We start from the raw sequence: 20423 nt of genomic DNA, 5'->3' as shown, positions 1-20423 counted from the left end.
CCGTGATGTTACCCACGAGTAGCAGTCTTCGCCATCCCCGCACGGGGGTGGCCGTAGCCCCGCACCCGCCGCCCCTCTATCGTTACGGCCCATGTGGCCAGGACAGCAGCCGCCCGGGGGCGAGCAGAACCCGCAGGACCAGAGTCAGAACCCGTACGCGCAGCCGGGACAGCAGCCGGGCGCACAGCCGGGTGCCCAGCCCGGCTACGGACAGCCGAATCCGTACCAGCAGCCGACCGCGCCGCAGCCGGCGTACGGACAGCAGCCCAACCCGTACGCGCAGCCCGGTCAGCAGCCCGGCTACGGGCAGCCGAATCCGTACCAGCAGCCCACCGTGGCGCAGTACGCGATGCCCGGCCCGGCGCAGCCCGGCGGCGGTGACGGCGGCAAGAAGAAGCAGACGACGATCGTGGCGATCGTCGCCGCCGTCGCGGTGCTCGCGGCGGCGGGCGTGACCGCCTTCCTCGTCGTCGGCAAGGACGACGGCAAGAAGGACGAGGCGCAGGACCCGAAGGCCTCGCAGTCGTCGAGCGCCACGCCGGGCGGCTCCGCCTCGGCGCCGCCGATCGACAACCCGCGCGACGGCGCCGACCACCAGCCGACGATCCCCGGCTGGAAGGTCGCCTACAACCCGAAGTACGGCACCCTGTTCGACGTGCCGCCGGACTGGGAGGTCTCGAAGCCGGGTATGGTCACCGGCTTCGAGGACGAGAAGAAGGGCGACGGCTCCCCCGTCGTCGTCATGTCCGCGCCGGCGTACCTCCAGACCAACTGGTGCGCGCTCGACACGGACAAGAACGGCACCGAGGAGACCTGGGGCCTCAGCACCGCCGGCACGAAGGGCGCCCAGGGCGCCAAGGACACCGCGGAGGCGGCGTACAACGCGGCCGGCACCTGGGTCTGGGCGGGCTATGCCCAGCACATGCCCAAGGGCACCATCAAGATCACCAAGGCCGTGCCGTACACCACCGCGTCCGGCCTGCAGGGCAGCATGGCGACGGCCGTCGCCCCCGGCATCAAGAAGCGCAACAAGTGCGAGTCGGACGGCAAGTCCGTCGCCTTCGCCTTCAAGACCGCCAAGGGCGACTTCTCCACCTTCGTGCTGTACGGGGCGGACGGCGTGAAGGACGAGCTGTCGGACGAGACCATCAAGAAGATCGTCTCCACGGTGCGCCTCGCTCCCGAGTCCCCGGAGTCGTGATCCGCCTTCGCACTCCCGGCTGGGCGGGCCGGAACTACCTGCTGCTGACCGCCGCCGCGATCGTCACCAACCTGGGCACCCACGGTGCCCTGATCGCGGCGGCGTTCGCCGTCATCCAGTCCGGCGGCGACGGCGGCGACGTGGGCCTGGTGGCGATGGCCCGCACCCTCCCGCTCGTGCTCTTCCTGCTCATCGGCGGCGCGGTCGCCGACCGGGTGCCCCGGCACCGGGTGATGGTCGCCGCGAACGCCCTCAACTGCGTCTCGCAGGCGGTGTTCGCGGTTCTCGTCCTCACCGGCGAGGCCCGGCTGTGGCACATGATGCTGCTGACCGCGCTGTGCGGCACCGGGCAGGCGTTCTTCAACCCGGCCGCCGAGGCCATGCTGATGTCCAGCGTGGACGGCGAGCAGGCCGGCCGCGCCTTCGCCCTCTTCCGGATGGCGATGAACGGCGCGGGCATCGGCGGCGCAGCGCTCGGCGGCGCGCTGATCGCCGCCGTCGGACCGGGCTGGGTGCTCGCCGTCGACGCCGGCGCCTTCGCCGTCGCGGGCGCGTTGCGCGCCTTCCTCGACGTGCGGCACATCCCCGAGCGGGCGCCGGGCGGCGGGCTCCTCGCCGATCTGCGGGAGGGCTGGAGCGAGTTCGCCGGCCGTCCGTGGCTGTGGTCGATCGTCGCCCAGTTCGCCGTCGTGGTCGCGCTGGTCGGCGCGGCCGAGTCGGTGTACGGACCGCTGGTCGCCCGCGACGAGCTGGGCGGCGCCCGGCCGTGGGGCCTCGCGCTCGCCGCGTTCGGCGTCGGCACGCTGGCCGGCGCGCTCCTGATGGCCCGTTGGAAACCGCGCCGGATGCTGCTCGTCGGCACCCTGTGCGTCTTCCCCATCGCGCTGCCCTCGGCGGCGCTCGCGGTACCGCTCGACGTGGTCGGGCTCGGGGCGGCGATGTTCGTCAGCGGCGTCGCGATCGAGGTGTTCGGCGTGTCCTGGATGACGGCGCTGCACCAGGAGATCCCCGAGGACAAGCTGTCGCGGGTCTCGGCCTACGACTGGTTCGGCTCCACGGCGATGCTGCCGCTCTCCACGGCCCTCGCCGGACCGGCGGAGACCGTCTTCGGCCGCGGCACCGCGCTGTGGGGGTCGGCGGCGCTGATCGTCCTGGTCACGGGTCTGGTGCTGCTGGTGCCGGACGTACGGAACCTGACGCGCCGTACGAAGCAGGTGACGGCCGGGACGGCCGCCGGAGGTGCTGCGGCTCCGGACGCGGCCCCGGACGCCGCTCCGGCCCCGGGTGAGGCCCCGGCCCCGGCTGCGGCCTCAGCCGATGCCGAAGGCGCCGTCCGGGGGAACGGGTGACGGCACGGCGTCCGCGTCGTACACCGGCGCCGCGCCCCTGATGAACCGGACGATGTCCTCGCCCGACTCCACCCGCGCCGGGAACGGATCGGCCGCGGTACGGCGGGCGAGGCCCGCGAGGTCCGGCTCCCGGTCGGAGGCGACGAGGACGACGTTGCCGAAGCGCCGCCCGCGCAGCACGGCCGGTTCGGCGACGAGCGCGAGCTCGGGGAACACGGCGGCGAAGGTGGCGAGCTGGCCGCGCAGGAAGTCGAAGGGCGCGCCGTCGGCGAGGTTCGCCGCGTAGACGCCGCCCGGGCGCAGCACCCGGCGGGCCTCCCGGGCGTACTCGACCGAGGTGAGGTGCGCGGGGACCCGCGAACCGCCGAACACGTCGGCGATCAGCAGGTCGGCCGAGTCCGCCGGCTCGTCCGCCAGCCACGCGCGGGCGTCCGCGCCGTGCACGGCGATGCCGGAGTCGGGCGGCAGCGGCAGGTGCTCGGCGACCAGGTCGAGCAGCCCCCGGTCGGCCTCGGCGACCCGCTGCCGGGAGCCGGGCCGGGTGGCCGCCACGTAGCGCGGCAGGGTCAGGGCCCCGCCGCCCAGGTGCACGACGTCGAGCGGGGCGCCCTCGTCGGCGACCAGGTCCACGACGTGGGCGAGCCGCTGGGCGTACTCGAACTCCAGGTGGGCCGGGTCGTCGAGGTCGACGTACGACTGGGGCGCGCCGTCGACGGTCAGCAGCCAGCCGCGCTCGGTGTCCACGTCGGGCATGAGGCGGGCGGTGCCGCCGTCGACGTCGCGGATGACGGGAATCTGGTCGTTCACCCGCTCATTGTGCCCACAGCGCGATGACGGCGTTCGCGTGGGCCGCCGCCTGGGCCCGTCCGGCCCGTGCGGCCGGCCCGCGGCGGGTCAGGTCGAACCGGTCGCGGCCGAAGGCCCGCTTCGACCCGGCGTCGGGCGTGATCACCTCGACCCGGGCCCCGGCGGCCGCGAGCGCGGCGCCCTGCCGGGCCGGGGAGTGCAGGGCCTTGTTGCCGGCGGCGCTGGGCGCGATGATCACGACCCGCTCGTACCCGGCGGCGAGCTGCGCGTTGGCGGTGGAGTGCAGACCGCCGTCGATCCAGCGGCGCCCGGCGAGCTCGACCACCGGCCATACGCCGGGGATGGCGCAGCTGGCGGTCACGGCGTCGACGAGGGGCACGCCGGCGTCCTTGTCGAACGCGGTGAGCGCGCCGCTGTCGGCGTCCACGGCGGTGACGAGGAGCCGCCGCTCCTCCGGCCACTTCGCCTCGCCCCCGAGCCGGGCGGCGACCACGTCCCGCCGGGCCTCGGGCGGGACGGTGTCGGCGGCGGTGTCGGCGGCGGTGGCGAGCCTGCCGAGCTTGCGCCCGTACTCCTCGGGCGTGCGCGAGCCGAGCACGGCGAGCGCGTAGCGCAGGATCTGCCCGGGCCGCAGCCGCGCGGGCAGTTCACCGCCCGCCTCCCCGAACTGCCTCTCGTACAGCTCCCCGAGCCCCGTCCCGCCGGCGACCGACTGCGCCCCGACGACCGCCCCCGCCGAACTCCCGACGACCAGATCGGCGCCGGTCAGGTCCACCCCCGCCTCGGCGAGCCCCCACAACACCCCGATCTCCCACCCGGCCCCGGTCAGTCCACCCGCGCCCAGAACCAGTGCCGTCCGCCTCGCCGTGTCGGTCATGGGACGAGTCTGGCGGAGGTGGCGGGACGGGGATCCGGCGGGGGCCGGAAGCAGTTCTTCCGGCCCCCGCCGATCCCGTACGGCCGTCGGAGGCCTTCCCTCAGAGCACCTCCGTCACCGTTCCCGCGCCCACCGTGCGACCGCCCTCGCGGATCGCGAAGCCGAGGCCGGGCTCCAGGGGGAGGTCGCGGCCGAGTTCGACGGTCATGGTGAGCGTGTCGCCGGGGCGGGCGGTGGCGGTGGTGCCGAGGTCGACGGTGCCGACGACGTCGGCTGTGCGGAGGTAGAACTGGGGGCGGTAGCCGGTGGTGATCGGGGTGGCGCGGCCACCCTCGCGGGTGGAGAGCACGTACACGCGCGCCGTGAAGCGGCGGCGTGGGACGACGGTGCCCGGCGCGGCGACGACATGGCCGCGCCGGACGGCGCCGCGCGGGACGCCGCGGAGGAGGAGGGCGACGTTGTCGCCGGCCTGGGCCGACTCCATGGAGCGGCCGAAGGTCTCCACGCCGGTGACCACGGTCTCGGCCTCCGGGCCGAGGACCGTGACGCGGTCGCCGACCCTGACCGTGCCGCGCTCGACGGCGCCGGTGACGACGGTGCCGCGCCCGGTGATGGTGAGCACGCTCTCCACCGGCAGCAGGAACGGCGCCTCCACATAGCGCACCGGCACCGGCACGTACGTGTCGACCGCGTCGAGCAGCGCCTCCACGGACGCCGTCCAGCGCGGGTCGCCCTCCAGGGCGCGCAGCCCGGAGACCCGGACGACGGGCACCGCGTCGCCGCCGTAGCCGTGCGCGGTGAGCAGCTCCCGTACCTCCAGCTCGACCAGGTCCGTCAGCTCGTCGTCCGCGCCGTCGGCCTTGTTGAGCGCGACGACGATGTGGTCGACGCCGACCTGACGGGCCAGCAGGACGTGCTCGGCGGTCTGCGGCATGATGCCGTCGAGCGCGGACACGACGAGGATCGCCCCGTCGAGCTGCGCCGCGCCGGTGATCATGTTCTTGACGTAGTCGGCGTGGCCGGGCATGTCGACGTGCGCGTAGTGACGGGTGTCCGTCTCGTACTCGACGTGCGCCGCGTTGATGGTGATCCCGCGCCGGGCCTCCTCGGGGGCCCGGTCGATCCGGTCGAAGGCCACGTAGCGGGTGGCCCCGCGCTCGCTGAGGACCTTGGTGATGGCGGCGGTGAGGGTGGTCTTGCCGTGGTCGACGTGGCCCATGGTGCCGATGTTGAGGTGCGGCTTGGTGCGGGCGTAGACCTGCTTGGACATGACGATGTCGCTCGATTCCCTGCTCGAAGCGTGAGTGGGGACCCCGGGGCCGAACCGACCCTCCCCCTGTGGGGTCCGCCGGACGGTCCGGGAAGGGTCAGCTTCGGTCGCCGCCGGGCAGCGCGTGGACGGCAGCCTTCGGCGCGTCCGCGACTGCGGACGGCGCTGCGGGGAAGGCGTACCGGGACATGCGTCCGATGATGGCCGGTCGGGCTCCCGCCGTCGAACGAATTTCGGCGACGGGTTCCGGTGCGGCCGGGGGCTGTTGTCAGAGGTTCTTGAGCGCCTCGCGCACCGACAGCGGCGAGAGCCGCGAGGTGTTCTGCGCGACGAAGGCGCGGACCTCGCCCGGCGCCGTCTTGGCGTATTCGCGCAGCGCCCAGCCGATCGCCTTGCGGATGAAGAAGTCGGGGTGGCCGGAGCGGAGCAGGCAGTAGGAGAAGAGGCGGTCGGCGTCGGTGTCCGCCTTGTAGCGGAGCTGGTGGAGGAGGGCGGTGCGGGCCACCCACAGGTCCTCGTCGGCGATCCACTCGTCCATCGTCTCGGCGAGCGCCGGGTCGGCCGCGACCAGGCCGCCGACCACGTGCGCGGCGAGGTGGTCGACGGTGTCCCACCAGGAGACGGTGGTGACGAGGGTGCGGGCCACCGGCAGGAAGCCGGAGGAGCAGCGCTTGACGTGGCGGCGCAGGTAGTCGACGGCGAAGTAGTGGTACTCGCGCTCGGGCAGTGCGAAGCAGCGCAGCGCGACGGCGGTGCAGTCGGTCTCGGCGGGGGCGGGCAGGCCGTCGAGGACGGTACGGGCGAGGGCCCGCCGCTCGGGGGTGCGGATGCCGAGGAAGGGCGCGACGCCCTTCATGTACGCGATCATCTCCTGCGCCCGGAAGGGGTCGCCGGCCGGCGGGTAGACCTCGGTGAGGCGGGTGAGCACCGTGTCGGCGAGGGCGCTCTCGGGGACGGCGGTCGTGGTCACCGCCTCACTCTAGAAGCCCCGGGGGGCGCACGCTGCGGCGATCAACGCCCGGTGTCGGTTACGCTCCCGGCCATGCTCCTCTCGCCCAAGGCCCGGCTGGCGTATCTCGCCCTGATCCTGCTCACCGCGGGCGGGTCGGTGCTGCTGTTCGAGCCGCAGCGGCTGCTGTCCGCGGGCTGGCCGCCGCAGCTGAGCGGCGCGGGCGCGGTGCTGGTCTTCGGGCTCGCGTACGGGGTGTGCACGGCGTCCCTGGTGCCGCGGCCGATCCTGAATCTGGCCGCCGGGGCGCTCTTCGGCACCCAGGCGGGCTTCGCCGCGGCGCTCGGCGGCACGGTCCTGGGCGCGGGTCTTTCGTTCGCGCTCGGCCGGGCGCTCGGCCAGGAGGCGCTGCGGCCCTATGTACGGGGCCGGTGGCTGAAGGCGGCGGACGGCCAGCTGAGCCGGCACGGTTTCCGGTCGATGCTGGCGATCCGCCTCTTCCCCGGGATGCCGTTCGTGGTGGCGAACTACGCGGCGGCCGTGTCCCGGATGCGGTGCCTCCCGTTCCTCCTGGCGACCGCGCTCGGCTCCGTACCGAACACGGTCGCGTACGTGATCGCGGGCAGCGAGGCGACCTCCCCGACCTCTCCCGCCTTCCTGATCTCGACGGGCTTCATCGTCCTGTCGGCGGCGGTCGCCGCGGTGGTGGGCTGGCGCAAGCGGCACCACCTCCGGGCGGCGGCCTCGGGCGGGGGTGCGGCCGACCCGGCCCTACGGGAGCCGGAGCGGGAGCCGAATCGGGAGCGGGGGGAACGGCAGCCGGTGTCGGCCTGAGCCGCACCCCCGGAACGGGCGCTACAGGGCTTCGACGATCATCGCGTTGGCCAGGCCGCCCGCCTCGCACATCGCCTGGAGGCCGTAGCGGCCGCCGCGCGCCCGCAGGGCGTGCACCAGGGTGGTGGTGAGCCGGGTGCCGCTCGCGCCGAGCGGGTGCCCGAGGGCGATGGCGCCGCCGTGCACGTTGACCTTGGCCGGGTCGGCGCCGGTCTCCTGCTGCCAGGCGAGGACGACGCTCGCGAAGGCCTCGTTGATCTCGAAGAGGTCGATGTCCGCGAGGTCCAGGCCGGCCCGGCGCAGCACCTTCTCGGTGGCGGGGATGACGCCGGTGAGCATGAGCAGCGGGTCGGAGCCGGTGACGGCGAAGGAGTGGAGCCGGGCGAGCGGGCGCAGGCCGAGGGCGCGGGCGGTCTCGGCGGCCATGACGAGGACGGCGGAGGCGCCGTCGTTGACCGGGCTGCTGTTGCCGGCGGTGACGGACCAGTCGATCTGGGGGAAGCGCTCGGCGAAGCCGGGGTCCTCGAAGGAGGGCCGCAGCCCGGCGAGGATCTCGGGGGTGGTGGCGGGGCGCACGGACTCGTCGCGGCGCACGTCCCGTACGGCACGACCTGGTCGTCGAAGAGTCCGTCGGCCCAGCCGCGCGCCGCCTTGGCGTGCGAGGCGGCGGCGAACTCGTCCATGGCGGCGCGGGTCAGCGACCACTTGGCGGCGATGAGCTCGGCGCTGATGCCCTGTGGGACGAGGCCGTCGGGGTAGCGGGCGGCGACGCCGGGGCCGAAGGGGTCGGCGCCGGGCGGCACGTTGGACCACATCGGGACGCGGCTCATCGACTCGACTCCGCAGGCCACGACGATGTCGTACGCGCCGGACATGACGCCCTGGGCGGCGAAGTGCACGGCCTGCTGGGAGGAACCGCACTGCCGGTCGACGGTCGTGGCGGGCACGGTCTCGGGGAGGCCGGCGCCCAGCCAGGCGTAGCGGGTGGTGTTCATGGCCTGCTCGCCGACCTGGTCGACGGTGCCGCCGATGACGTCGTCGACCCGGGCGGGGTCGATCCCGGCCCGGTCGATCAGGGCGCGCAGGGTGTGGGAGAGGAGGGCGACGGGGTGGACGTCGGCGAGGGATCCGCCGGGCTTGCCCTTCCCGATGGGCGTTCGGACTGCTTCGACGATGACGGCGTCGCGCATGACACGGCTCCTGGGATGCGGGGTTCCTGGGGTGCAAGGTTGGAAAACTGGACCAACACTTGTCGGTAACATAGCCCAGTGGGTTGGATTTTCAAACCCTCCCCTGCGTCGCTGCCTTAGGCTTGGGCCCATGAAGGCCGCCCCCCGCCCCTGCTCCATCGCCGACACGCTCGCGCTGGTCGGCGAGAAGTACTCCCTCCTCGTGCTGCGCGAGATCTCCCTCGGCGTCCGCCGCTTCGACCGCATCGCCCGCAACACGGGCGCCCCGCGCGACATCCTCACCGCCCGGCTCAAGCGGCTCGTCGAGGCAGGGATCCTGGAGAAGGTCGCCTACAGCGAGCGCCCGAAGCGCTACGAGTACCGGGCGACGCCGTCCGGCGAGGACCTGGCGCCGGTGCTGCTGACCCTGATGGCGTGGGGCGACCGCCATCTCAACCCCGACGCCCGGCCGGTGCTCCTGGAGCACGGCTGCGGCGAGGTCCTCGACCCCCGGGTGGTCTGCGGGCACTGCGGCACCGCGCCGGAACCCGCCGACCTCAAGCACCACATGCAGGCCCCGGGCTGGACCACGACGGGCCCGGTGGAGGGCTGAACGCCGCCCCCGGACGTCCGCCCGCCGGCGCCACGGCCCCGTGGCGGGCGCGTCATCTCGGGACGGTACGCTGCGCACCGACCTTATGACCGCACAAGTACATTCGGGACGGCCCTGGCCCCATGAGTTGGTTCGAATCATTCATCCTCGGACTCGTCCAGGGGCTTACCGAGTTCCTTCCCATCTCCTCCAGCGCGCACCTGCGGCTCACCGCCGCCTTCGCCGGCTGGGAGGACCCGGGCGCCGCGTTCACGGCCATCACCCAGATCGGCACCGAGAGCGCCGTCATCATCTACTTCCGCAAGGACATCGGGCGGATCATCTCGGCCTGGTTCCGCTCGCTCTTCGACAAGGCGATGCGCTCCGACCACGACGCGCAGATGGGCTGGCTGGTCATCGTCGGCTCGATCCCGATCGGTGTCCTCGGCGTCACGCTCAAGGACCAGATCGAGGGCCCGTTCCGTGATCTGCGGCTCACCGCCACCACGCTGATCGTCATGGGCATCGTGCTCGGGGTGGCCGACCGGCTCGCGGCCCGCGACGAGCTGGGCGGCCGGCACCGGGCCGCGCGCGAGCGCAAGTCGCTGGCGGAGCTCGGCGTGCGGGACGGCCTGATCTACGGCGTCTGCCAGGCGATGGCGCTGATCCCGGGCGTCTCGCGCTCCGGCGCCACCATCTCCGGCGGTCTGCTCATGGGCTACACCCGTGAGGCCGCCGCCCGCTACTCCTTCCTGCTCGCCATCCCCGCGGTGGTCGCCTCCGGCGGCCTGGAGCTCAAGGACGCGGCCGAGGGCGGCCACGTCTCCTGGGGCCCGACGGTCTTCGCCACGATCATCGCGTTCGTGGTGGGCTACGCGGTGATCGCGTGGTTCATGAAGTTCATCTCCACGAAGTCCTTCATGCCGTTCGTGATCTACCGGATCGCGCTGGGCATCCTGCTGATCGTGCTGGTCGCCACCGGTGTGCTCAGCCCGCACGCCGGCGAGTCCGCGGGCTGACCGCACCCGACCGTCACGCGAAGGCGGAAGACACGGCCGAGGGCCCGTACAGCGGAAGCCGTACGGGCCCTTGGCCTCTCGCGTCCGCTGCCCGACACTGAGGCGATGACGCAGCGCGTGGACCTGGCAGGCGTGATGGACCGGCTCGCCCTCGACGACCTGGTCACCGGTTACGCCGTGGCCGTGGACGACTCCGACTGGACCGCGTACCGGGGGCTGTTCACCCCGGACGGGCGCGCCGACTACAGCGGCTCGGGCGGGATCGAGGGGCCGGCCGCGGAGGTCGCCGCATGGCTGGCCGGAACGATGCGGCTCTTCCCCGTACGGCAGCACCTCATCGTCAACCGCCGGTTCCGGGTGGCGGACGCGGGGGGCTTTCCGGGTGACACGGCCGGCGTGCGCGCCGACTACGTGAACCCGATGCGCTTCGAGTCGGGCGAGGATTTCGTGTGCGGCGGGCGGTACGACTTCACCGCGCTCCGTACGGACGCCGGCTGGCGGCTGCGGGGCGTGGTGGTCGAGGAGAGGTGGCGCCGCAGGTGAGGCCCGCCGGGACCGGCGCGCGCACACTGGAGGCGACACCTGGAGGCAGGGCATGCGGATCCCGTTCGCCCACCGGCCGGAGACGGCCGGGACGGCGGCGCCCGGAGCGGGCACGGACGCCGGAACCACCCCTGGCGCCGATCCCGGCACCGGCGCGGGCCCCGGTACCGCGGCCGTGGCTCCGCCCCGCGGCCGCCTCCACGGGCTCGGCCGGTCCGGGTTCGCCTTCCTCCTCGGGGCGCTGCCCGCGCTCGCCTTCCCCGAGCCCGGCCTGTGGTGGTGGGCGTATCTGGCTCTCGTCCCCTGGCTGCTGCTGATCCGCACGGCGCCCGACCAGCGCCGGGCCGGTCTGGACGGCTGGTGCGGCGGCATCGGGTTCATGGTGGCCGTGCACCACTGGCTGCTGCCCAGCCTGCACGTCTTCCTCCTGGTGATCGCCGCACTGCTCGGGCTCCTCTGGCTGCCCTGGGGGCGCCTGGTGCGGTCGATGCTGGGCGGGACGCCGTCGCCGCGCCGGGCCGCGGCCGCGCTGCTCGTCGTACCGTCCGGCTGGCTGCTCGTCGAGCTGGTCCGCTCCTGGCAGGGCCTCGGCGGGCCCTGGGGGCTGCTCGGGGCCGGCCAGTGGCAGGTGCAGGCCGGGCTGCGGCTCGCCTCGGTCGGCGGGGTGTGGCTGGTGACCCTGCTCGTGGTGGCCGTGAACACGGCCGTCGCCCTGTTCCTCTCCGTACCCTCGCTGCGCCGCACGGCCGTGGCCGGGCTGCTGTGCTGCGCCCTGCTCGTGGGTCTCGCGTGGTGGGCCGGCGCGCCCTCGCGCGGCACGGGCACGGTGCGGATCGCGGTGGTGCAGCCCGGGCTGATCCCCCCTCCGGGCCAGCGCTTCGACCGGGGCGAGGAGCTGACCAGGACGCTGGCCGGGCAGCGCCTCGACCTGGTGGTGTGGGGCGAGAGCAGCGTCGGCATGGACCTGGCGGCCCGGCCGGACCTCACGGCACGGCTGACCACGCTCGCCCGGACCGTGGACGCGCCGATCCTGGTGAACGTGGACGCGCGCCGCTCGGACCGGCCGGGGATCTTCAAGAGCGCGATCCTGGTCGGGCGGGACGGGCCGACGGGCGAGCGGTACGACAAGATGCGGCTCGTGCCGTTCGGCGAGTACATCCCCGCCCGGCCGGTGCTCGGCTGGGCGACCTCGGTGGGCAAGGCGGCCGTCGAGGACCGGCGGCGCGGTACGGCGCCGGTGGTGATGACGCTGCCGGAGTCGGCCGGGCCCGGGCCTTCGGGGCTGCGGATCGGGCCGCTGATCTGCTTCGAGACCGCCTTCCCCGACATGAGCCGGCAGCTCGCCCGGGACGGCGCGGACGTCCTTGTCGCCCAGTCGTCGACCTCGACCTTCCAGCACTCCTGGGCGCCGGCGCAGCACGCCTCGCTGGGCGCGCTGCGGGCGGCGGAGACGGGCCGTCCGACGGTGCACGCGACGCTGACCGGGATCAGCGCCGTGTACGGGCCGGACGGGCGGCGGATCGGCCCGGAGCTCGGCACCGCCGACAGCACGACGGCCGTCTACGCGCTGCCGCTCGGTGGGGGTCCCACGCTGTACGAGCGGCTGGGCGACTGGGCGGTGTACGGGGCCTTCGCCGTGATCGTCCTGGCCTTCCTCGGCGGGCGGCCGTGGCGGCGCCCGCCGGTGCTCAGGAGGCCTGGGCGAGCACCTGGCGCACCACGTACTCGCACAGCTCGTGGGTCCGCAGGGCGTCCCGGGCGCTGAGCGTCCGGCCCGCGCGCACGGCGTCGAGGAAGGCGTGCACTGCCTGCTCGATGCCGCGCTGCCGGGCCACCGGCACCCAGTCCCCGCGCCGCCGCACGCTGGGCTGGCCCTTGTGGTCGACGACCTCGGCGAGGTTGAGGACCTGGCGCTTGGAGTCCTGTCCGGAGACCTCCAGGATCTCCTCGGTGGAGCCGTTCAGGCGGTTCATCATGCCGATGGCGGTGAAGCCGTCGCCGGAGAGCTGGAGCACCACGTGGTGCAGCAGCCCGTCGCGGACCCGGGCGCGCACGTCCGTGTGCTCGACCTCGCCGGGCAGCAGGAAGCGCAGGGTGTCGACGACGTGGATGAAGTCGTCGAGGACGAAGGTGCGCGGGTCCTCGGGCAGTCCGATGCGGTTCTTCTGCATGAGGATCAGTTCGCGCGGGTGCTCCGCGCACTGGGCGTAGCCGGGGGCGAGGCGGCGGTTGAAGCCGACGGCGAGGCCGACCCCGCGCTTCTCGGCGAGCTCGACCAGGCGCTCGGAGTCGGCGTATTCGTACGCGAGCGGCTTGTCGACGTAGGTGGGTACGCCGGCCTCCAGGAGCCGGGTGACGATCTCCGCGTGGGCGGTGGTGGCGGCGTGCACGAAGGCGGCGTCGAGGCCGGCGGAGAGCAGCGAGTCGAGGCCGGTGTGGCGGCGTTCGGCGGGCAGGTGGTAGGTGTCGCCGAGTTCGTCGAGGGTGGCGCGGCTGCGGGTCTGGAGGTGGAGATCGACCCCGGGGAGGGCGGCCAGGACCGGCAGGTAGGCCTTGCGGGCGATGTCGCCCAGGCCGATGCAGCCAACCTTCACGGGGGTGTCTCCTTGCCGTCGTCGCCTCGTCCCGCGCCGCGCGGCGGTCGGGCCGCGCGGCGCGGGTCAGCTTACGCGGGGCGGCCGTGGGCCGTGCTCCCGGCCGAATCGCCGGAGGGGCCGCCGGCCTGACGTTCTGTCGGACTCCCGGCCGGACGCCCGGTGTCCGGGCGTCCGGTGTCCGGGCGTCCGGCGTCCGGGCCTCCGTCGGTGGGCGGGCGCCAGTCGGCGATGCCGTCGAAGCCGCGCAGCACGAGGCCGGGGCCGAAGCGGGAGACGGCGGTCACGGCCGCGTCCCTGAGGGCGACCGCAGGCCGGGCGGAGAGCAGGGCGAGCCGGCCGGTGCGGGCGGCCTTGCGGACGAGTGCGGTGGTACGGGGCAGCCGGTCGGCGGTGTACGCGGCGAGGGCGTCCGGCACCTGCCGCCCGGCGCCGATGTGGTGGGCGAGGACGATCGCGTCCTCGATCGCCTGGTTGCCGCCCTGGCCGAGGGTGGGCTGCATGGCGTGGGCGGCGTCGCCGAGAAGGGCGGTGCGGCCCTGGTGGAAGGCGGGCAGCGGGTCGATGAGGTGGTGTACGTCGTGGCGCAGGACGGCGCTCTCCTCGGTGGCGGCGAGGATCGCGGGCACGGGGTGGTGCCAGCCGCCGAACAGGCGCTCCAGCACGGCCTTCTCGCCGTCCGGCGCGTGCGCGCCCTCGGGCGCGGCGGCCATGGCATAGGCGTAGACCCGCCCGTCCTTGAGCGGCTGGCTGCCCCAGAGGCGGCCGGGTCCCCAGGTCTCGTGCGGGGCGAAGGGCCGTTCGGGCGCGGGGATGACGGTGCGCCAGGTGGTGTGGCCGGAGTAGCGGGGACCGGGGTGGGCGGGGAACAGGGCGGCCCGGGTGGCGGAGCGGATGCCGTCGGCGGCGACGACGAGTTCGGCCTCAAGCTCGCCGTCGGGAGTGGTGACGCGGGCGGGCCGGGCCGCGTCACCGGGGTGGGCGAGGGCGGCGGGAGCGGCGGTGCGGACGGTGCCGTCGGGCAGGGCGGCGGTGAGCAGCCCGATCAGGGTGGCGCGGTGCAGCAGGACGAGGGGGTCGCCGAAGCGGGCGGCGGCGGCCCGGGCGTCGGTGCGGGCGAGCCAGCGTCCGTCCGGGCGGCGCATGCCGCCGTCGCCCTGCCAGGCGGCGAGCTCGCGGACGGGTGCGCCGAGGCCGATGACGTCGAGGGCGCGCAGGGCGTTGGGGGCGAGGCCGATCCCGGCGCCGACGGGTGCGAGGTCGGCGGCGCGTTCGAGGACGGTGACGTCCCAGCCTCGGGCGCACAGGGCGACGGCGGTGGTGAGACCGCCGATGCCGGCTCCGACGACGACGGCGCGGTGCTGTTCCATGACTCCCCCTCGGAGGGACGGCGGGCGGCTCGGCACGAGCACCCGCACTACAAGTGTAGTGAGATCGCGCCCTCACCGTACTACAGCTGTAGTTCGAGGGGGAGGTGGGGCCGCGCGGGTCGCATAGGTTGTCCTCATGACCGCTGCCCCCGCCCCGGCCCCGGCCCCCGACGCCCCGCCCACCCGCGCCGAGCGGATCGGCGACGCCGCGCTCGATCTGCTCGTGGAGCGTGGGATGCGCGGGCTCACCCACCGCGCCGTCGACGAGCGGGCCGGACTCCCCCAGGGCTCCACCTCCAACCACGCCCGCACCCGCCAGGCGCTCCTGGAGACCGCCGTACGCCGCCAGGTCGAGCGCGAGTCGGGCGTCCTCGCCCCGCACGAGCTGCCCGGGCCCGGCGCAGGTCCGGAGGTCCTGGTCGACACGCTCGCGCTCGCGCTGCACCGCTATCTGACGGACCACCGATCACTGCTCGTCTCCCGCTACGAGCTCGCCCTGGAGGCGACCCGGCGGCCCGAGCTGCGGTCCTTCTTCGACTCCGCCGGCGCCGTCTTCCACGGCCCCGTGATCGCGATGATGCGTGCGGCCGGCTCCCCCGCGCCCGAGCGGCACGCGCTCTCCCTGATCGCCTGGTGCGAGGGCCTGATGTTCTCCTGCGCGGCCGGCTCCTTCCACGCGGCCGTGCCCAGCCGGGCCGAACTGCGCACCGGCTTCGACGAGTTGCTACGGGGCATGCTGGGCGGGCCGCCGCCACGCTGATCCGGTGGCATCCGGCCGGGCCGTCCGCGACGATGCCCGACATGACGAACGATCACACCGCGGTACCCGAGCGCGTCCACCCGGCCACCGCCACCGGCGAGCGCCAGGCCCTGGAGCAGTGGCTCGAGTTCCACCGCGCGACCCTCGCGACGAAGTGCGCGGGCCTCACCGACGCGCAGCTCCGCACCGTCTCCGTACCGCCCTCCGAGCTCAATCTGCTCGGCCTGGTCCGGCACATGGCCGAGGCCGAGCGCGGCTGGTTCCGCAAGGTGTTCGGCGGCGAGGAGACCCCGTGGCTCTACGCCACCGACGAGGACTTCGACCGGAGCCTCCACACGACCGACGACGACGGCTACGAGGAGGCGCACGCCACCTGGCAGGCGGAGATCGCCCATGCCCGGAAGCTGACCGAGGGGCGCGACCTCGACGACCTCGCCGCGGGCACGCACGACCGCACCGGCGACCTCATCAACCTGCGCTGGATCTATCTCCACATGATCGAGGAGTACGCCCGCCACAACGGCCACGCGGACCTGATCCGCGAGCGCGTCGACGGCGCCACCGGCGCCTGACCGCATCAGGCCCCGGACCGGCCCCGGGCCCGGCCCTCCGGGCGCGGTCAGCGCGGGCCGGGGTGATCACTCGTGCGGGGCATTCCCCGCGAGTAGGGGCGCGCGGCAGCCGTCCCGACCTGCACAGTTGCCCGGTGCATGGAACCCGAACCCCAGTGACGCTGCTCGCCGGCGTGGCCATGGCCGCCGCCCTGACGGGCTGTGTCGCCGTCGAGTCGCCGCCCGCGGCCCCCGCGCCCGCCGCCTCCGCCGGCAGCGCCGCCTCCCCCGACGGCCAGGACGTGGCCCCGCAGATCATGCAGGGGCCCGCCCGCGAGGCCCTGGAGGCGGCGATGCCCGATCCCCCCGAGCCGCAGGCGGCGGTGGAGCGGCGCCGCACCGACGGCCCGTCCGCCCCCGCCCGGCCGCGCCGCACCGAACACCCGCGCCCCTCCGCCGTACCCCAGCAGCAGCGCCCGCGGACCCCCGACGTGCGTCTGCCGAAGGTGCCGGACGTCCCACGCGACCGGGCCGGTGTGTGCGCGCTCGGGCAGTCCTACGGAGGGTGGAGCCCGGACAGCCCGCAGGCACGGCTCTGCCGGAGCACGTACGGGCGCTGAGCAGGCTGGGCCGCACGGCCCAGGGCGTGTCTTCCGGATCAGGCCGGGCCCGGAAAGCCGCCCCGCAGTCGCAGTTCGAGGCGGTCGATAGCGGCCCGCACCCCGTTGCCGTAGCCGTCGTCGTCCAGGGCCTCGGCGGCGGCGCGGGCCCGGTCCAGATGGATCCGCGCGGCGTCGGGGCGGGCCAGCTTCACGTAGTCGGCGGCGAGATTGAGGTGGAGCGAGGGGTGGAGGGCCCGCAGCGCGACCGTCGAGTCGTGGCGGGCGAGCCGGTCCTCGTCGAGGTTCTCGGCGGCGGTCAGGGCGCGCAGGTCCCAGGCCAGCTCGACGTCCGGGTCGTCCTGTGCGTCGGCCATGTAGTGGGCGAGGGTGCAGCGGTGCAGCGGGTCCCCGTCGGGGCCGAGCTGGTCCCAGATCGCGCCGAAGCGATTGCGGGCCTCCTCCCGGTCGCCGCCGTGGAGCAGCATGACCGCCTGCCCGATCCTGGTCATGACGGCGTCGTCCGCCACCTGCTGCCCGGTCATCACGGCCTCCCCGTGTTCGGTCCCGCTCCGAGCCTGCCGGATCCGGCACCGAGGTGTGCCCTCGGCGCGCCGGATCCGGGCCGGCTCCGCGGGGGTCAGCCGAGGTTCGGGATGCGCCAGTCGATCGGCTCGTGGCCCTGCGCGGCGACGGCCGCGTCGATCTGGGTGAAGGGCTGCGAACCGAAGAACTTCTTCGCCGAAAGCGGCGAGGGGTGGGCGCCCTTCACGACCACGTGCCTCTCCTCGTCGATGAGGGGCAGCTTCTTCTGCGCGTAGTTGCCCCACAGGACGAAGACCGCCGGGTCGGGGCGGTCGGCGACAGCGCGGATGACGGCGTCGGTGAACTTCTCCCAGCCCTTGCCCTTGTGCGAGTTGGCCTCGCCGGCGCGGACCGTGAGCACCGCGTTGAGCAGCAGGACACCCTGCTGAGCCCACGGCATCAGATAGCCGTTGTCGGGGATGGGGTGGCCGAGCTCGGCCTGCATCTCCTTGTAGATGTTGCGCAGCGAGGGCGGGGTCTTGACGCCCGGCCGGACGGAGAAGCACAGGCCGTGGCCCTGGCCCTCGCCGTGGTACGGGTCCTGGCCCAGGATCAGGACCTTGACCTGGTCGAACGGGGTGGCTTCGAGGGCGGCGAAGACCTGATCGCGCGGCGGGTAGACCGGCCCCCTGGCCCGCTCCTCCTCGACGAACTCGGTCAGCTCCTTGAAGTAGGGCTGCGCCAGCTCTTCGCCGAGGACGCCGCGCCAGGACTCGGGCAGCAGGTCGGTGTCGGTCACGTCGGGAACCTCCGGTGGGCGTTCGTCTGATCGACACGAGAACCTACCGGGCCCCACTGACAACACCGTCCGCCGCCCGGGCCTTCGGGCGTCTTCCGGCCGCTTCCTACCAGCTGGTGCGCCGGCTGAGCTCCCACATCTGCATGACGGTCTGCGGGTCGAGGGCCCGCTCGCCGCCCGCGATGTCCTCGCTCGCGGCGATGTAGAGCTTGCCCTGCCACAGCGGCAGCAGCCGGACGTCCTGCACCATGATCTCCTGCGCCTCGGTGAACTCGTCCGTGACGCCCGCGCGGTCGCTCTCGCGCCGGGACTTGGGCAGGAGCTCGTCGGTGATCCGCGGGCTGACGTACGGCGTGCCGAGGACGTTCTTCTTGCCCACGAAGGGGGCGATGAAGTTGTCCGCGTCCGGGAAGTCGGGGAACCAGCCGCGGCCGAAGACCGGGTACTGGCCCTTCTGGTAGGCGGCCTGGAACTCCTTCCACGGCTTGCCGTGGAGGGTGATCTCGAACAGCCCGGAGGCCTCCAGCTGGCGCTTGAGCTCGGCGAACTCGGGCGCGGTGGCGGATCCGTAACGGTCGGTGGCGTACCAGAAGTCCAGCTTCACCGGATCGGTGATGCCGGCCTCGCGGAGGATGGCCTTGGCCTTGGCCTCGTCGGGCGAGCCGAAGCGGTCGAAGAACTTGGTGGTGTGGCCGGCGATGCCCTTGGGGACCATCGAGTACAGCGGCTCGGCGGTGCCCTGGTAGACCTTGTTGACCAGTTCGTCGCGGTTGACCAGCTGGGCGATGGCCCGGCGGACGGCCGGCTTGGCGACCGAGGGGTCCTTGGCGTTGAAGACCAGGTAGCGGATGTCGGCGCCGGTGGACTCGACGAGCTGGAGGTGCTGGTTCTCCGGCTTGTCCTCCTGGAGGGCGACCACCTCCTCGGCGGTCAGACCGCGGTAGGTGGCGTCGATCTCCTTGTTCTTGAGGGCGGTGACCATCGGCTCGGACTCCTTGAAGTACCGGATGGTCACGCCGCCGTTCTTGCGGTCGGCGAAGCCCTTGTAGCTGGGGTTGCGGGTGAGCTCGGCCTTGTCGCCCTCGCTGTAGGAGTCGAGGACGTACGGGCCGGAGCCGACCAGCTTGCCGTCCTCGCGGAGCTTGTCCGCGGAGTACTCGGCCGGGTCGACGATCGACATGGCCGGGGTGGCGAGGATGAAGGGGAAGGTGGCGTCGGGCTTGTTGAGCCGGAAGACGACGGTCTGCGGGTCGGTGACGTCGATCTTGGAGAGCGAGCCGAGCATGCCGTTCGGTCCGCCGTCGACGTTGATCGTGCGGATCCGCTCGATCGAGTACTTCACCGCCTCGGCGTCCAGCTTGTGGCCGTTCGAGAAGGTGAGCCCGTCATGGATCCGGCACTCGTAGACCCGGCTCGACGAGCCCTGCTTGAAGGCGCAGTCGGCGGCGTCCGGCTGCGGAAGCGTGCTTCCGGTCGGAAAGGCCACGAGCGTCTGGAAGACATTCCGGAAAAGCTCCCAGGAATTGTCCCAGGCGGCCGCCGGATCGAGGGTGCTGGGAGAACTCGTCGTCCCCACGACGATTCTCTGGTCCGCTGCGGATTCACCGTCCGAAAACACACCGCATCCGGACAGGAGGGATATGGACGCAAGGGCTGCAGCGGCCTGCAGACTGGTCCGGTTGAACACGTGCACGCTCCTCGTTCAGCCTGGGGTCGGCCGACCATACCGCAGCACCCCGCCAGGTCAATGTTCGACCCTGGCGGGGCACTTGAGGCATTCGATGGATAACCGGGGCCAAACCGGTCAAGAATTCAGCGAAGTGTCCGGATATCGGTCACTCGACACCGGCGTTCAGGAAAAGACCGCCGTCGACGACGAGCGTCTGACCAGTGATCCAGTCCGACTGCGACGAGGTGAGGAAGGCGGCGGCGCCGCCGATGTCCTCGGGCTGGCCGAGCCGGCCGAGCGCGTACCGGGCGGCCGCCTCGGCCTCCCGGCCCTCGTACAGGGCCGCCGCGAACTTCGTCTTCACGACGGCGGGCGCGATCGCGTTGACACGCACCAGCGGCGCGAATTCGTGCGCCAGCTGGAGGGTCAGATTGATCATCGCGGCCTTGCTGATTCCGTAGGCGCCGATGAACGGCGAGGCGGAGACGCCGGCGATCGAGGCGATGTTCACGATCGCCCCGCCGTGCTCCTTCTGCCACGCGCGATAGGTCTGCTGGGCGAAGCCGAGCGCCGAGACCACATTCGTCTCGAAGACCTTGCGGGCGACGTTCAGGTCGAGCTCGGCGATGGGGCCGAAGACCGGGTTGGTGCCCGCGTTGTTGATCAGGAAGTCGACCCGTCCGAAGGCCTCCATGGTGGCCTCGACCGCGGCGGCCTGATGGGCCTCGTCGTGGGCCTTGCCGGGTACGGCGATGACGCGGTCGGCGCCGAGCCGCTCCACGGCCTCCTTCAGGGCCTCCTCGCCGCGGCCGGTGATGCAGACCCGGTCGCCGCGGGCGACCAGGGCCTCGGCAACCCCGTAGCCGATGCCCCGGCTCGCGCCGGTGACGAGGGCGACCTTGCCCGAGAGCTCGGGCAGCTCCTTGCTGCTCATGCGACTGTTCCT

At 73.5% G+C, this 20423-nt stretch carries 20 protein-coding genes and 1 pseudogene; 10 read left to right on the top strand and 11 right to left on the bottom strand.

Features of this window, described 5'->3' with window-relative positions; genetic code table 11:
• Positions 1-91: 91 nt before the first annotated feature.
• Entirely contained in the window at positions 92-1201 is a 1110-nt protein-coding gene (locus AB0M18_RS19190; RefSeq protein ID WP_365759424.1) for a hypothetical protein, read from the top strand.
• On the top strand, positions 1198-2550 hold the full coding sequence (locus AB0M18_RS19185; RefSeq protein ID WP_365759422.1) for an MFS transporter: 1353 nt from the start codon (positions 1198-1200) through the stop codon (positions 2548-2550). The genes AB0M18_RS19190 and AB0M18_RS19185 overlap by 4 nt, the downstream gene beginning before the upstream one ends.
• Here AB0M18_RS19185 and AB0M18_RS19180 read toward each other — a convergent pair.
• The 4 genes from AB0M18_RS19180 to AB0M18_RS19165 form a co-directional block, all read right to left on the bottom strand.
• Positions 2512-3357 (bottom strand): fused MFS/spermidine synthase, encoded by an 846-nt coding sequence (locus AB0M18_RS19180; RefSeq protein WP_365759420.1) that lies wholly within the window; start codon positions 3355-3357, stop codon positions 2512-2514. The two genes, AB0M18_RS19185 and AB0M18_RS19180, sit on opposite strands and share 39 nt — an antisense overlap.
• 4 nt (positions 3358-3361) lie before the next feature.
• Positions 3362-4234: a patatin-like phospholipase family protein gene (locus AB0M18_RS19175; protein WP_365759418.1), complete on the bottom strand. Its 873-nt coding sequence runs from the start codon at positions 4232-4234 to the stop codon at positions 3362-3364.
• Positions 4235-4334: 100 nt separating this feature from the next.
• Positions 4335-5504, bottom strand: a complete 1170-nt coding sequence (gene tuf, locus AB0M18_RS19170) for an elongation factor Tu (RefSeq protein WP_365759416.1) — start codon at positions 5502-5504, stop codon at positions 4335-4337.
• Between the two features lie 268 nt (positions 5505-5772).
• Positions 5773-6474 (bottom strand): DNA alkylation repair protein, encoded by a 702-nt coding sequence (locus tag AB0M18_RS19165; RefSeq protein WP_365759414.1) that lies wholly within the window; start codon positions 6472-6474, stop codon positions 5773-5775.
• A 72-nt stretch (positions 6475-6546) separates the two neighbouring features.
• On the opposite strand from AB0M18_RS19165, the gene AB0M18_RS19160 reads away from it, so the two are divergent.
• Entirely contained in the window at positions 6547-7287 is a 741-nt protein-coding gene (locus tag AB0M18_RS19160; protein ID WP_365759412.1) for a TVP38/TMEM64 family protein, read from the top strand.
• A 21-nt stretch (positions 7288-7308) separates the two neighbouring features.
• On the opposite strand, the pseudogene AB0M18_RS19155 reads toward AB0M18_RS19160, so the two are convergent.
• A pseudogene (locus tag AB0M18_RS19155) lies at positions 7309-8477 on the bottom strand (thiolase family protein).
• Positions 8478-8607: 130 nt separating this feature from the next.
• Here AB0M18_RS19155 and AB0M18_RS19150 point away from each other — a divergent pair.
• The 4 genes from AB0M18_RS19150 (at position 8608) to lnt (ending at position 12375) form a co-directional block, all read left to right on the top strand.
• The gene (locus tag AB0M18_RS19150; protein ID WP_365759410.1) at positions 8608-9069 is read left to right on the top strand and encodes a helix-turn-helix domain-containing protein; all 462 of its coding nucleotides are present in this window, start codon (positions 8608-8610) and stop codon (positions 9067-9069) included.
• 122 nt (positions 9070-9191) lie between these two features.
• Positions 9192-10067, top strand: a complete 876-nt coding sequence (locus AB0M18_RS19145; RefSeq protein ID WP_365759408.1) for an undecaprenyl-diphosphate phosphatase — start codon at positions 9192-9194, stop codon at positions 10065-10067.
• A 105-nt stretch (positions 10068-10172) separates the two neighbouring features.
• Positions 10173-10610 carry a nuclear transport factor 2 family protein gene (locus tag AB0M18_RS19140; RefSeq protein WP_365759406.1) on the top strand — a complete coding sequence of 146 codons (438 nt, stop codon included), beginning with the start codon at positions 10173-10175 and terminating at the stop codon, positions 10608-10610.
• 52 nt (positions 10611-10662) lie between these two features.
• Entirely contained in the window at positions 10663-12375 is a 1713-nt protein-coding gene (gene lnt / locus AB0M18_RS19135) for an apolipoprotein N-acyltransferase (RefSeq protein ID WP_365759404.1), read from the top strand.
• Here the strand turns inward: lnt and AB0M18_RS19130 are convergent.
• Both AB0M18_RS19130 and AB0M18_RS19125 read right to left on the bottom strand, forming a co-directional pair.
• Complete coding sequence (locus AB0M18_RS19130; RefSeq protein ID WP_365759402.1) at positions 12299-13204, bottom strand: Gfo/Idh/MocA family oxidoreductase; 906 nt, start codon at positions 13202-13204, stop codon at positions 12299-12301. The genes lnt and AB0M18_RS19130 overlap by 77 nt on opposite strands.
• Before the next feature lie 71 nt (positions 13205-13275).
• Complete coding sequence (locus AB0M18_RS19125) at positions 13276-14574, bottom strand: FAD-dependent monooxygenase (protein ID WP_365759400.1); 1299 nt, start codon at positions 14572-14574, stop codon at positions 13276-13278.
• A 136-nt stretch (positions 14575-14710) separates the two neighbouring features.
• Between AB0M18_RS19125 and AB0M18_RS19120 the strand changes: the two genes are divergently transcribed.
• The 3 genes from AB0M18_RS19120 to AB0M18_RS19110 all read left to right on the top strand — a co-directional run bounded on the left by AB0M18_RS19120 (position 14711) and on the right by AB0M18_RS19110 (position 16505).
• A complete protein-coding gene (locus AB0M18_RS19120; protein WP_365759398.1) occupies positions 14711-15334 on the top strand; it encodes a TetR/AcrR family transcriptional regulator in 624 nt (207 codons plus the stop codon).
• Between the two features lie 41 nt (positions 15335-15375).
• Positions 15376-15906, top strand: coding sequence for a DinB family protein (locus AB0M18_RS19115; RefSeq protein ID WP_365759396.1), 531 nt, complete (start codon positions 15376-15378; stop codon positions 15904-15906).
• Positions 15907-16040: 134 nt separating this feature from the next.
• Positions 16041-16505 (top strand): hypothetical protein, encoded by a 465-nt coding sequence (locus tag AB0M18_RS19110; protein WP_365759394.1) that lies wholly within the window; start codon positions 16041-16043, stop codon positions 16503-16505.
• Between the two features lie 38 nt (positions 16506-16543).
• Here AB0M18_RS19110 and AB0M18_RS19105 read toward each other — a convergent pair whose 3' ends face one another.
• The 4 genes from AB0M18_RS19105 to AB0M18_RS19090 form a co-directional block, all read right to left on the bottom strand.
• On the bottom strand, positions 16544-17029 hold the full coding sequence (locus AB0M18_RS19105) for a hypothetical protein (RefSeq protein ID WP_365759392.1): 486 nt from the start codon (positions 17027-17029) through the stop codon (positions 16544-16546).
• 95 nt (positions 17030-17124) lie between these two features.
• On the bottom strand, positions 17125-17808 hold the full coding sequence (ung, locus tag AB0M18_RS19100; protein ID WP_365759390.1) for a uracil-DNA glycosylase: 684 nt from the start codon (positions 17806-17808) through the stop codon (positions 17125-17127).
• Positions 17809-17914: 106 nt separating this feature from the next.
• A complete protein-coding gene (locus AB0M18_RS19095; protein ID WP_365759388.1) occupies positions 17915-19495 on the bottom strand; it encodes an ABC transporter substrate-binding protein in 1581 nt (526 codons plus the stop codon).
• Between the two features lie 148 nt (positions 19496-19643).
• Complete coding sequence (locus AB0M18_RS19090) at positions 19644-20411, bottom strand: SDR family oxidoreductase (protein ID WP_365759386.1); 768 nt, start codon at positions 20409-20411, stop codon at positions 19644-19646.
• Positions 20412-20423 lie beyond the last annotated feature (12 nt).

This window comes from Streptomyces sp. NPDC051909 (genome assembly GCF_040681095.1).
GTDB lineage: Bacteria > Actinomycetota > Actinomycetes > Streptomycetales > Streptomycetaceae > Streptomyces.
The sequence above is the reverse complement of the archived record's forward strand: the minus strand, read 5'-3'. Positions and strand labels throughout refer to the sequence as shown.

Bases quoted from the DNA above. Each gene is read 5' to 3' on its own strand.
- AB0M18_RS19190 (WP_365759424.1), top strand. From the start codon at position 92: ATGTGGCCAGGACAGCAGCCGCCCGGGGGCGAGCAGAACCCGCAGGAC.
- AB0M18_RS19175 (WP_365759418.1), bottom strand. From the start codon at position 4,234: ATGACCGACACGGCGAGGCGGACGGCACTGGTTCTGGGCGCGGGTGGA.
- tuf (WP_365759416.1), bottom strand. From the start codon at position 5,504: ATGTCCAAGCAGGTCTACGCCCGCACCAAGCCGCACCTCAACATCGGC.
- AB0M18_RS19160 (WP_365759412.1), top strand. From the start codon at position 6,547: ATGCTCCTCTCGCCCAAGGCCCGGCTGGCGTATCTCGCCCTGATCCTG.
- AB0M18_RS19150 (WP_365759410.1), top strand. From the start codon at position 8,608: ATGAAGGCCGCCCCCCGCCCCTGCTCCATCGCCGACACGCTCGCGCTG.
- AB0M18_RS19145 (WP_365759408.1), top strand. From the start codon at position 9,192: ATGAGTTGGTTCGAATCATTCATCCTCGGACTCGTCCAGGGGCTTACC.
- AB0M18_RS19140 (WP_365759406.1), top strand. From the start codon at position 10,173: ATGACGCAGCGCGTGGACCTGGCAGGCGTGATGGACCGGCTCGCCCTC.
- lnt (WP_365759404.1), top strand. From the start codon at position 10,663: ATGCGGATCCCGTTCGCCCACCGGCCGGAGACGGCCGGGACGGCGGCG.
- AB0M18_RS19125 (WP_365759400.1), bottom strand. From the start codon at position 14,574: ATGGAACAGCACCGCGCCGTCGTCGTCGGAGCCGGCATCGGCGGTCTC.
- AB0M18_RS19120 (WP_365759398.1), top strand. From the start codon at position 14,711: ATGACCGCTGCCCCCGCCCCGGCCCCGGCCCCCGACGCCCCGCCCACC.
- AB0M18_RS19115 (WP_365759396.1), top strand. From the start codon at position 15,376: ATGACGAACGATCACACCGCGGTACCCGAGCGCGTCCACCCGGCCACC.
- AB0M18_RS19105 (WP_365759392.1), bottom strand. From the start codon at position 17,029: ATGACCGGGCAGCAGGTGGCGGACGACGCCGTCATGACCAGGATCGGG.
- AB0M18_RS19090 (WP_365759386.1), bottom strand. From the start codon at position 20,411: ATGAGCAGCAAGGAGCTGCCCGAGCTCTCGGGCAAGGTCGCCCTCGTC.